Annotated in this window: 10 protein-coding genes and 1 pseudogene; 10 read left to right on the forward strand and 1 reads right to left on the reverse strand. The window is 50.1% G+C overall.

The genetic code is table 11. The features are described from left to right. Positions 1 to 207 precede the first annotated feature (207 nt). From AC1DWB_RS28250 to AC1DWB_RS28295, 10 genes and pseudogenes are all read left to right on the forward strand, one after another. Complete coding sequence (locus tag AC1DWB_RS28250) at positions 208 to 984, forward strand: response regulator transcription factor (protein ID WP_477544439.1); 777 nt, start codon at positions 208 to 210, stop codon at positions 982 to 984. Next, positions 981 to 3,776, forward strand: coding sequence for a sensor histidine kinase (locus tag AC1DWB_RS28255; protein WP_477544440.1), 2,796 nt, complete (start codon positions 981 to 983; stop codon positions 3,774 to 3,776). The genes AC1DWB_RS28250 and AC1DWB_RS28255 overlap by 4 nt, the downstream gene beginning before the upstream one ends. 99 nt (positions 3,777 to 3,875) lie before the next feature. Beyond that, positions 3,876 to 5,555: a type 2 periplasmic-binding domain-containing protein gene (locus AC1DWB_RS28260; protein WP_477544441.1), complete on the forward strand. Its 1,680-nt coding sequence runs from the start codon at positions 3,876 to 3,878 to the stop codon at positions 5,553 to 5,555. Positions 5,556 to 5,681: 126 nt separating this feature from the next. Then, positions 5,682 to 6,566, forward strand: coding sequence for an ABC transporter permease (locus tag AC1DWB_RS28265; protein ID WP_477544442.1), 885 nt, complete (start codon positions 5,682 to 5,684; stop codon positions 6,564 to 6,566). Beyond that, positions 6,567 to 7,478, forward strand: a complete 912-nt coding sequence (locus tag AC1DWB_RS28270) for a carbohydrate ABC transporter permease (protein WP_477544443.1) — start codon at positions 6,567 to 6,569, stop codon at positions 7,476 to 7,478. A 67-nt stretch (positions 7,479 to 7,545) separates the two neighbouring features. Beyond that, complete coding sequence (locus tag AC1DWB_RS28275; protein ID WP_477544444.1) at positions 7,546 to 8,367, forward strand: polysaccharide deacetylase family protein; 822 nt, start codon at positions 7,546 to 7,548, stop codon at positions 8,365 to 8,367. After that, positions 8,364 to 9,116: an RraA family protein gene (locus tag AC1DWB_RS28280; RefSeq protein WP_477544445.1), complete on the forward strand. Its 753-nt coding sequence runs from the start codon at positions 8,364 to 8,366 to the stop codon at positions 9,114 to 9,116. The genes AC1DWB_RS28275 and AC1DWB_RS28280 overlap by 4 nt, the downstream gene beginning before the upstream one ends. Positions 9,117 to 9,134: 18 nt before the next feature. Further along, positions 9,135 to 10,040: an N-acetylneuraminate lyase gene (locus AC1DWB_RS28285; RefSeq protein ID WP_477544446.1), complete on the forward strand. Its 906-nt coding sequence runs from the start codon at positions 9,135 to 9,137 to the stop codon at positions 10,038 to 10,040. A 15-nt stretch (positions 10,041 to 10,055) separates the two neighbouring features. After that, positions 10,056 to 11,147, forward strand: a complete 1,092-nt coding sequence (locus AC1DWB_RS28290) for a sialidase family protein (protein ID WP_477544447.1) — start codon at positions 10,056 to 10,058, stop codon at positions 11,145 to 11,147. Positions 11,148 to 11,176: 29 nt separating this feature from the next. Further along, positions 11,177 to 11,286, forward strand: a pseudogene (locus tag AC1DWB_RS28295) (RNA polymerase subunit sigma-70); the annotation flags it as partial. 184 nt (positions 11,287 to 11,470) lie between these two features. Here AC1DWB_RS28295 and AC1DWB_RS28300 read toward each other — a convergent pair. Further along, positions 11,471 to 11,665 carry a hypothetical protein gene (locus AC1DWB_RS28300; RefSeq protein ID WP_477544448.1) on the reverse strand — a complete coding sequence of 65 codons (195 nt, stop codon included), beginning with the start codon at positions 11,663 to 11,665 and terminating at the stop codon, positions 11,471 to 11,473. Between the last annotated feature and the right edge of the window lie 94 nt (positions 11,666 to 11,759).

The following is an 11,759-nucleotide window of genomic DNA, read 5'->3' on the forward strand; positions in this document are numbered from 1 at the left end:
TAATTAGGCTATTAATTGATCAATACGAGGCTGCATTGAGAATGAGATCCTTATTATTAATTTGCTGCCGATCCATGAGATATGTGTTATGAAATCCTTAAGAATGTGTTATTTCGTTCTATCCTCTTTTCATACGTCTCCGATTATCCTGTGCTAAAATGAACTATATTGTTGTTATCCTTTTTAGTTCATGACAGGGGTGAGCCGATGTACAAAGTAGTGATAGCGGACGATGAGTCGTTCATTCGCGAAAGGGTAAAGAACAATATGCCTTGGGGAGACATCGGATTTGAAGTCGTGGGTTGCGCTTCGAACGGAGAGTCGGCCAAGCAAATGGTACGGGATTGTCATCCCGATGCTGTACTGACGGATATCTTGATGCCGAACATGAACGGGCTGGATTTGGCGCAATGGTTAAGAAGCGAGTTTCCGCAAATCAAGGTGGCGCTGATGAGTGCATACGACGATTTCCATTATGCCAAGGAAGCGATTCGCTTCGGTGTAAAAGGTTATCTACTGAAACCGGTCATGCGAGATGAGCTTCTTGATTTATTCCGGGACATCTCCATAGATTTAGAGAAAGAAGCGGGACAGGCCGATCAGATAGAGAAGGTCGCGAAGACGGGATTGGAGGGCAATGTGTACGATGTCCATGCCAAACAATATATCGCCGAGAACTTTTCCGAGCGTATCAGACTTGAAGACGTTTCAGACCGGCTGCATGTCAACCCGAATTATTTCAGCACCCTCTTCAAGCGAGAAACGGGGAGAAACTTCATCGATTATTTGAACGAAGTCAGGTTCAACGAATCCAAGAAGCTGCTGCTGCGCACCGACTATAAAGTTTTTGAAATATCAATGCGCGTCGGGTATGGCAATTTCTCGTATTTCAATAAAATCTTCAAACGGTTGAGTGGCGTGACGCCACAAACCTACAGGGAATGCGGCGGAATTGTGGCTTCGCCCGGGAGTGACGTCATGTGAAGCGCAAAGAGATTAGATTGAATCGTTTCCTGATGCTGTTCTCCCTGTCTAGCGTAGTGCTGCTAATTATCTGGATCGGCTATGTACTGTATGGGAAAACCGAACGCTATATCGTAGAGAAAACCGACATGATGCAATCGATGAAATGGAGTCAAACGGCCGCTGACGTGCGCAAGCAATTCGAGGATATTTATCAAACGATGGACAGGCTGCGGAACAGCGCCATGCTGATTGATACCTTGGACAAATTGCGGCAGCCAAACGTCTCCTCTTATGAGAAAGTGATCCTATCGCAAAACCTGGAGTCATCCTTATTCAACCTGAATAAGGGAAATGAATTGATTAGAAGCATCACGTTATGGACAGAAGATAGCCAATACAGCTCCAACAATCAATATTCCCGTTATTTCTTTGAAGGAAATCGAATGCCGCTTGCTGATCTCGACAATCCAATCGCATTCGTTCCTGCGAACCAGACTTATTCAGCGCTAGGCTTACGTTCTTCCGCTATGACAAATGACGCACTTCACGAGCTTCTCGATATGTGGAACAAATCGAATTACTTTGCTTGTCCCGTCATCGGGCCTGGTGGTAATCTTGGTTTCCTGAAGATCGATATCCATGCAAACGCTTTCGAACATAGGCTTTCCTACGGCGAATCGCTGGCCATCATCGATTTCAACGAGCAGGTATTATTTAAAGGAAGTGTGATCGCGCCGGAAATAACCGAACTGCTGCAAAAAACGGCGGACAAGCAGCAGTCGAGTGAAGCATTTCCCTTCAGGGGGAAAGCGTACTTTTTTCGTGACATCGGCTTTCATGGAATCCGGATCGTAGCCGCCGAAGCGGAAATGGGGCTTCATAACGGGCAGCTGCGAGCTCTCGGCCTGTATACGTTGATCATTTTATGCGGCAGCACTTTGCTAACTTACTTTCTTTCCAGATGGACCGGCCGTAAGACTTTAATTCCCTTGCACAATCTGATCGGTTGGATTGGGCGGCAGTACACGTTGGAGGAACAAGGGAAGCCTGCCTGGGATGAGCGAGTCGTTACGCAGCGAAGGTTTACGATGAGAGACCGATTTTTCGTTTATTTCCTATTGACGATCCTGCTTCCTATTATACTATTCGTCACGGTCTTCTACGTGAATTCGTCGCGAATCATCTCGCGGGAATTGGAAGAAACGTTTCATGTGCTGTTTGATAAAACGGCGCACCGGGTCGAGTTGTTCGCCGAGCAAAAAGAAACAGCGCTGACGCGGCTCGGTTATGACGCGTTCGTTGCGTCCTATGTGTCGGATCCAGGTGACAAGCGACAGAGTGAGATGGATCAGCTGATTTTCGACAGCAGCTTTCCGACGCTTAGCGAGGATGCCATCGGCATATACGACTTGGACAATCGATTGATTTACAGCAACCGGTATAAGCATGCGGTCCAAATTGATCCGTCCTTATTCGAACAAATGCGCGCCAGTCGTAATAATAGCTTTTATTGGCTCCCTCCGACGGATACGGCATCTTCCACCATCAGCCTGGGTATCGGCATTGTTGATATCAATCGGTATTCCCGTCCGATCGGTTATCTGAAAACGGATATTAACGGCGTTTTCTTTACGAATCTGTATGCCGATTTGAAGGGGAACGGCAGCGAGGTTTTTATTGTCGACGAGCATGGACGCATTTTGTCTAACCCCGACGCGGAAAGGGTCGGACAACCGTCAGAGCTTCCTTTATCGCCGGGTAGCATGAAGGGGGATCCGTTTCGAACCGACAGCGCGATCTATTTCTCGGAGAAAATCGGTTCTTTGCCTTGGTATTTGATCGCGCGATATGACGCTTCGGCCATCCATGACCAAGTCTTAAAGCTGTTCGATGACGACGTCTATTTGCTGGTCATTCTCTTTTTGCTGATCCTCATTTTATCCTACTTCATGTCGCAGTATTTGGTGAGGCCGCTTGCTTCCCTGCAAGATCGTTATGTGCGCATGGAGTCGGATAGCGTAGCCCGATTGGCGCTTAATCAGCCCTATGCGATTGACGAAGTCGAGCAGCTCCGCCGGTCTTTCAATCACATGCTGGAGAGAATCGAGCTGCTGGTGCAAGATACTCTTGCAGCGGGCGAAGAGCGGCTGACTCTTGAATTTGAGAAGAAGGAGCTGCACCTGGAAGCGCTGCAAGCCCAGATCAATCCGCATTTTCTCTACAATACGCTGGAGAATATCATGTATATGGTCGAAGAGGGGGAGCGGCATTTGGCAGCTGATATGATCGGATTGCTGAGCCGGATGTTTCGTTACGCGATGGGAAAAGACAGTCCGCTCACGACCCTTCGCGAAGAAATCGCCAATTCGCAGATTTACTTGAAGATCATGAGCTACCGCGACAAAAACAGGATTACATGCGACTGGGATGTAGACGAGGATCTGCACGACTGCATCGTCAACAAGATGATCCTGCAGCCTGTTATCGAGAATGCTGTCAGGCACAGCCTTCAGCTGCAGGACAGTCAGGTGAGGATAACCGTTCGCTGCGTACGGGTCATGGATCAAATGGCATTGATTATTCAGGATAACGGGCCCGGTATCGAACGCCAGACGCTCGACGAAATTCGTCTGAACTTGGAGAGAAGGGACAGGCGCAACATCGGGTTATATAATGTAAATAGTAGAATCAAGCTCCATTTCGGAGATCGTTACGGCTTGTCAGTCGAGAGCGAGGGTGTGGGGACGACCGTGACCTTACGCCTGCCTTGCCGCGAGGGCACCATCGTGGAAGCGTATCCAAACAGGTGAGAATTGTATTAGAAACCCCTGATGATTCTGTTACGAATCACAGGGGTTTCTTTTATATAATGAACTTGTAAGGCAATCAATAGAAATGAGGGGATGGGTATGGCAAGGAATAAGGCAAGCGTGGTGGCGTCGCTCATAGCGGTCGCGCTTCTGGCATCTGCGTGCTCGGGGGGAAAGACAACGAAGGAAATAAGCCCTGGACAAGCATCGGATAAGCCGGCAGATACGACCAAGACGATTGAAATCAGTTGGGTCGGTCAAGGGGCAAGAGGCAAGGTCGAGGACAATAATCAGGTTCAGCAGATGATCGAGAAGAAATTCAACGTGAAGCTGACAAACCGCAAAATCGACGTCAACAACAAGGAACAAAAAAATCTGATGGTCGCCTCGGGAGAACTGCCGGATATCGCGTTTATCGACGCGCCGGAAAAGCTGTATGCGGATGTGGTCACCCGAAGCATATCCAAGGAAATGATCATGAAGTACGCACCGAATTACGCCAAAATGTTGTCGGACCAGCCGACTGGCTGGAAGGTGAATCAAGTACCGGGCAAAGATGGGCAATTTTATGCGCTCACCGGATTTAAGCAAGAATGGGATAATCTGATCTGGGGGCAGGTATACCGTCTGGATTGGATGGAAAAGCTCGGGATCAAGCCTAAGGGGGAAGTTGTCCCCGTAGGGACATCAGGCGGATTGGAGCGCATGTTTTTCTCCAAGCAAGCGTTTACGCTCGATGAAGAGCAGAAACTATTCGATGCCTTCGTTAACAATGACCCTGACGGCAACGGGAAGAAGGATACGTACGGTTTACTGCTGAACAACAGCGATGCTTCTTGGGCGCTGAACACGGAAGCAGGGGCATTCGGCTTCGGCTGGGATTACAACCTGGAAGAGAACGGCAAGCTGACGGGTTACGCGATAAGCCAAAACTATAAATCGTTTCTGAAATATATAGCTTCCCTGAATAAAAAAGGGTTCATCGATCCGGAATTCACCACACTCAACCGCGCCAAGAGCTGGGAAAAATTTGCGGCCGGGAAATACGGGGTTGCGCAGGTGCAGGTGCAGGCAGCAGGGATGGTACCCTTTACGTTCAATCGTCCACCTGGAAATCTCCTGCTCAAGGATACGAACGCGAAATTCCTGTTTACGCCGCCCCCGATCGGGTTCGAAGGACAGCAGGGATCGGCCGCTTATACGCCTGTAGACGGCTTTGGCTACGCGATGGTCATCAAAAAGGATGTCTCTGACGAAAAATTGGCCAGAATTCTGCAGATTTTCGACTATATCAACCTGGACAAAGACGGGTTCATGCTGTCGACGTTCGGCGAAGAAGCAACTAATTATTCGTGGGAGGGTGATTCCGGCAAATCGGCTGTTGTCCCTAAACAGACGGCGGAAGCCGACCGGGAGAAGCTTGGTATCGGGTATTACAATATGCCGATTCAACAGGGGAATGTGACGGCGTATTTCAACAACGCGGCCGTCGGGAAATTGACGGAGAGCTTTTTCGGTACGGATGCCGGCCGGAAAATGGCGTACCGTCCCTTCAAGTGGGATTATTTCAATCAAACCAAATACAACGAGCTCAATACGAAATACGGCGCGAAATTAAAGACGATTACGGACGAGTTTTTGTTCAAGTCGATTACGGGAGAAGTCGATGTGGATGCCGCTTGGGACGCCTATGTGAAAAATTGGCGGAGCAGCGGCGGAGACGAGATTCTGGCCGAACTGGAGAAAGCGCCGAAGGTCACCGATCTGCGTAAAAAATAACTTTATATGTGAAGAATGGAGTACGGGGGGATCGTCGGAGGCAGACGGATCTCCCCGCTGTCCAAGAAAGGCGGTGGGAGCTTGGTTCCCCTGGCTAGAACATCAAGAGGGTTGACATGGAAACGAATGAAGAAAATGAAAATGCTGTACCTGCTCTTGCTTTTACCCGCCCTGCAATTGGCGGTCTTTCATTACGCGCCGATGTACGGCGTCATCATCGCATTCAAGGACTTTAAGCCAGGGCTTGGCATCTGGGATAGTCCATGGAATAATTTTGAGCATTTTCGAACCATGTTTCATGACTTTGTCTTTATACGCGCTCTGCGGAACACGGTTATCATCAGCATCCTGCGGCTGCTCGTTGGCTTTACGTTTCCGATCCTGTTCGCATTGCTTATCAATGAAATCACGAAAACGAGATTCAAAAAAACGGTGCAGAGCATTTCGTATTTGCCGCATTTCATGTCCTGGGTCATCATCGCCGGCATGGTTGTAGAGGTTTTCTCGCCGCAGCGGGGGATCGTCAATTACGTCATCACCTTATTCGGCGGCACGCCGATCAACTTTTTGTCCAGCAAAGTGTTTTTCATCCCGCTGCTGCTCATTTCCGACGTCTGGAAGGAAGTCGGCTGGGCATCGATCCTATATTTGGCTTCGATTTCTTCCATTTCACCGGAAATCTACGAAGCGGCGGAATCGGACGGGGCGAACCGGTTTCACAAAATGATCTATATTACGCTACCTTCGCTCGTTCCGGTCATTACGATTTTATTCCTGCTTCGCTTGGGTCATATATTGTCCGGCGGGTTCGATCAGATCCTCAATCTGTATAGTCCGTTAGTATACGAAGTGGGCGATATTATCGACACCTATGTGTACCGTACCGGTCTTGTCGAATTCAAGATGGATTATTCGGCAGCCGTCGGGTTATTCAAAAATGCGGTGGGCGTTATCTTGCTCGTCACTGCGAATCAAATCGTGCGTAAATTCAATGATTACGGGGTGTGGTAAATGATACGACTGCAGCCAAGATCAGGCCAAAGCGGCCTTAAGCTTCATCCCGGCTGGTGGTTCGATGCGGTAAACGGCGCCTTCATGCTCGTATTTTCCTTTTTGATTCTGTATCCGTTCTGGCAACTGGTCGTATTGTCTTTTTCCGACGGGAGGGAAGCCACTACGCTCGGGTTTCATTTTTGGCCGACAACCTGGTCGACGGAGGCGTACCGGTTTTTGCTTTCCTCCGGGGACATCGTCCGGCCATACTTGAACTCGGTCATACGGACGGCGGCAGGAACGGCGCTTGAGGTGCTATTTACGATATTGGCCGCATACCCGCTTGCGAAGAAAGAGCTCCCGTTGCGCGGTTGGCTCACCACGTACTTCATCGTGCCGATGTTTTTCGCCGGGGGGTTGATTCCGACTTATTTGATCATCAAGAGCTTGGGGCTGCTCGACAACTTTCTCGTGCTCATTATCCCCGGCGCGGTTGCCATCTTCAGCATCATCATCATGCGGAACTATTTTATGTCGCTCGACACCGCGATGGAGGAATCCGCGTACATCGACGGTGCCGGATATTTGACCATTTTGTTCCGGATCATCATTCCGGTTTCCACTCCCGTACTGGCCACAATTGCGCTATGGGCGGCCGTCGAGCATTGGAACGCGTGGTTTGACGCGATGATTTACATCCGCAACCAGAAGCTGACCGTCATTCAAGTGATCATGCGGGAAATGCTTACATCGGTGAGCCAGCAAAGCAATGATCTGATGTTCAATAATAACGCGAATCAAGCCCAGCTTGCGATGAACAACGTTCGTTCGGGAATCGCCTTGCTTTCGATCGGGCCCATTATTTTGGTATACCCATGGATACAGAAGTATTTCGTAAAAGGGACGATGCTCGGCTCCGTGAAAGGTTGAATACGAGGAGTGATTACATAAGCTCCTGAAACAAACGTGCGAACTATAGTGGAAGTAGGAGGATAGTATGCGTATTCGATTTGATCGCTTTCCTGGCGGAAAAAGCAGAGGACTGACATTAAGCTACGATGACGGACGGGACGCCGACCGGAAAATGATCGACATATTGAACCGGTTCGGCATTCGGGGAACGTTCCATTTGAATTCCGGCCTTCTTGGAAAGCCAGGGTACGTGGAACCTTCGGAAGTGAAAGGATTGTATGACGGGCACGAGGTGTCGGTGCATACGGTCAATCATCCTTTTTTGGATCAATCGCCGCAAGAGAGGGTGGCTGCGGAAATTTTGCAGGATCGACAACAACTGGAGAAGCTTGCGGAGTACCCGGTCAAAGGGATGTCTTACCCTCACGGCGCCTGGAACCGACAGGTAATCGAGATGCTCCCTGCTCTTGGCGTGGAATACGCCCGAACTACGAAAAGCCACGGTGCCTTCGATATGCCGGAAGACTTTTTACAATGGTCCCCAACCTGTCATCATCGCGACATGATGGAATAYGGGCAAGCATTCATCAAGGACCGGGTCGGTCATTCCCGGATGGCCCTGTTGTATGTATGGGGTCATAGCTATGAATTCGAGAAAAACCGGAATTGGGATGGATTGGAACGGTTCTGCGAGCTGGTCGGTTCGCATCCGGATATTTGGTATGCAATGAATATGGAAATTGTGCGGTACAAGAAAGCGTTAGATCAACTGAGTTTTTCAGTTTCGGGTGAGCTCGTTCACAATCCTTCCGCCATTTCCGTATGGTTCAGCGTGGAAGGTGAGGTCGCGAAGATAAATCCGGGAGAAACTATAAACGTGACAGGTGGGGAGCGTGACAGGCAATGAGCGATCAACGTCTTGGCTACAACGAGCTGTTGAAATTAAAAAGATGGAATACGCCGACAATCTATAATGGCTGGGAGGCCATCACGAAGCACGACATTACGATGGGATTCAATACGGAGGAGACACGGGATTATATGCCCCAGATGGGAGCTATGATCGGCTATGCCGTTACCGTRCAAATCGAACCGAGCAATCCGTCGCATCCGCAAAGCAATCCGCATGCCTGGAGCGAGTATCGACACTATGTGAGCCGTGTACCTGGTCCCAAAATCGTCGTCGTTCAGGATTTGGATCGCCCCCGGGTGATTGGCGCCTTCTGGGGAGAAGTGAACAGCAATATTCATCGTGCGCTTGGTTGTGTCGGCACCATTACGGACGGAGCAATCCGCGATCTCGACGAAATGACCAACTCGGGCTTTAAGGCTTTGGCCCGCAGAATGTGCGTGGGACACGCCTACAGCACACCGGTTCGCTGGGGCTGCGAGGTCGAAGTGTTCGGCTGCAAAGTCAAGCCCGGCCAACTGATTCATGCCGACAAGCACGGATTTCTTGTCATTCCGGAGGAGGACGAAACGCGCTTGCTGGAAGCAGCCCGTTTCATGGACGACAATGAATGCAACTTCTTGATTCCTACGGCCAGGAGTGCATCGGGAGTAGCGATGCCGGAGCTTCTGGATGCCATTGATGAAGCCGGTCGGCAATCGAGCGGACAAGTGAAACAAACGTATGGCAATACAGGTGAATGGTAAAGGGGAGATTATGACATCATGTTTGCATCAGATCAAATCCAAGGCATCATCCCGGCGCTTATTACGCCTTATGACGAGACAGGCTCGATCAGCGAGCCCGCAACCCGCAAGCTTGTTCGCCATCTGCTGGACAAAGGGGTAGATGGCTTTTATTTGAGCGGAAGCACGGGGGAAGGATTCCTTCAGACCATCCATGAGCGTGAGCGGTTTCTGGAAATTGTAGCGGACGAAGTCCGCGGCACCGTGCCTGTCATTGCGCACGTAGGCGCGATGGATACAGCCACCAGCGTGGCATTGACGAAGCACGCGGCGCAGGCTGGCGCCGATGCCGTATCATCGGTTGCGCCCTTTTACTATAAACATGGCCAAGAGCAGGTGCGCGGCCATTATTTCGATATCGCGTTGGCGTCGGACCTGCCGCTTATTATTTATCATATTCCGGCACTGACAGGCGTTCAGTCCAGCGTCCGATTTTATGAAGAATTGTCCCAATCGGATAAAATCATCGGAGTCAAATATACGTCGAAGGATACGTTCGAGCTGCAGCAGCTGATCGAGGTGTGCGGACCAGACTTTCGCGTGTTCAATGGGCCTGACGAATGTTTGCTGGCGGGTCTGGCAGTCGGCTGCTGTGGTGCGATCGGCAGTACGTACAACATCATGCCTGAACTATTTGTCGAGCTGTTCCGACAATTTCGGTCGGGGCAGTGGGAAGAAGCCCGCGTCCTGCAAGTGAAGGCGAATCGGGTCATAGCGGAGCTGTTGAAGTATGATTTCATTGCGTTTGAGCGAGAAATCTTACACATCCAAGGGTTCGAAGTCGGACTGCCGAGAAAACCGATTCAGCAGTTGACGGATGAAGAGCGGCAGCAAATCCGCCACTTTGCGCAGGATCGATGGAAGAACGATGCGTGGAACTTGTAATAAGGAGATGCTAGGATGTCAAGCGCAGCAGTGAAGGTTAGTCTGGTAGCTGAAGCCGGACTGGGAAACCCGCGAAACGATACAGCAAGCGTCGTCCAATTGAACGAAGGGCGGTTGCTTCTCGTATGGCATAAGTACGAGGATGGTCCAGAAGGAGGCAGCGATTTCGGTCTCTGCCGCGTGTATGCCAAGACCTCGATAGATAGCGGCATCACTTGGGATGGTGAGACTTTGCTCGTGGACGTGCAGTCAGGCGATCATAATGTGCAAGCCCCCGGCTTATGCCGTTTGGCTTCCGGTGATTTGCTTCTTCATTGTCTTCGTGGTCATCGGGGCGGAAGCAGCTCCAGTATGAGTTTATTCCGTTCCTCGGATGAAGGGGCGACATGGAAGGATGCCGGGTACGTCTGGGAACGCAGCAATGGACAATGGCTCCAGGGCGGCGCCAACCATATGAACGTATTGTCTTGCGGGCGGTTGCTGCTGCCTTATCACTTCGGTTCGGGCCATCAAGGAAGCCAGCACAACAAGGTCGGATGTTGGATAAGCGACGACGAAGGTATAAGCTGGCGGCAATCACGAGCCGAAGTCGATTTGCCGATGCGCGGGGCGATGGAAGCGTCGGTGGCGGAACTCGAAGACGGATGGCTGATCATGTCGCTTCGAACCCAGCTAGGGGCAGTCTTCTTGTCCTTCTCGGAAGATCACGGTGAAACATGGTCATTACCGCAAACCTCCGGCTTGCGAGCGCCCGAATCCTGTACTTGCATTAGAAGGATCCCCGGGACGGCCGATCTGGTCTTATTCTACAATGACAGCGAGTATGATCCTGCAAGACATCACTATGGCTTACGAACCCCGCTTACTGCCGCTATATCACGCGACGGCGGAAGCACATGGCACAGAGTAGGCGATATCGGAGCGGGTCCTTACGAATATATGAACGTGAACTGCCTGTTTGACGAAGCGGGAAACGCCTATCTGACCTACACGAAGGTAGAAGATCCGCAGATCGTCCAGCAGGATAAGTCCCTTCCCTTCAAGCGGTCGGGAATGAATTTATGGCTTGCCGTCATCGGCCGGGAATGGTTTTATGGTGACAACTAACTGTGAGGGAAGTAAGTAGGGCATGACAGGGGATGGACAAGGAAGGCAATGAAATCACTTTAATCGATATACTCGGTACAAGGCCGACGATGTGGTCGACAAGGTGCAGCTTAAGATAGAGAAATCGAAGATTTACAAGGTATGCCCTTTGGAGGTATACCTTTTGGCAGACAGGAAAACCTCACCACATGTACCCCGTACAATACTGGCACAGAATGTTACGAATCCAATACCAAAACAAAAGCCAAGGTGCAAATTCCTTGGCTTTTGTTTTGGTCGAGAATACAATCCAAAGCATCTTGAGGCCTTGTTTATTCTATATTTTAGCCGAATAACCTTGAGAGCAGAATAATCTCTGCCAATCGCATGATGAGTCGTCTTCTGCGCCCTCTAATGACGGCACTTAGAATAAGAAAATCCGTACCAACCGATAAGAGAGTACCAGTAAAAATGCTGCCGGTGGTTGTAACCTGCACGGTTTTTCCTTGTAGTAATTTGGCTTGTTTGCGAAACGACATGGTCTTCAATCCCCCTTTCTTTTACCGACGTACGAAGCGTATAGCATCTTATGCATACTCTTTGTAGTCTGAAAGAGACAAACTGGAACATTCT

The organism is Paenibacillus sp. P4_E11 (genome assembly GCF_056401635.1).

Coding starts and splice junctions, on each gene's coding strand:
- AC1DWB_RS28260 (WP_477544441.1), top strand. CDS start 3,876: ATGGCAAGGAATAAGGCAAGCGTGGTGGCGTCGCTCATAGCGGTCGCG.
- AC1DWB_RS28250 (WP_477544439.1), top strand. CDS start 208: ATGTACAAAGTAGTGATAGCGGACGATGAGTCGTTCATTCGCGAAAGG.
- AC1DWB_RS28265 (WP_477544442.1), top strand. CDS start 5,682: ATGAAGAAAATGAAAATGCTGTACCTGCTCTTGCTTTTACCCGCCCTG.
- AC1DWB_RS28290 (WP_477544447.1), top strand. CDS start 10,056: ATGTCAAGCGCAGCAGTGAAGGTTAGTCTGGTAGCTGAAGCCGGACTG.
- AC1DWB_RS28270 (WP_477544443.1), top strand. CDS start 6,567: ATGATACGACTGCAGCCAAGATCAGGCCAAAGCGGCCTTAAGCTTCAT.
- AC1DWB_RS28300 (WP_477544448.1), bottom strand. CDS start 11,665: ATGTCGTTTCGCAAACAAGCCAAATTACTACAAGGAAAAACCGTGCAG.
- AC1DWB_RS28285 (WP_477544446.1), top strand. CDS start 9,135: ATGTTTGCATCAGATCAAATCCAAGGCATCATCCCGGCGCTTATTACG.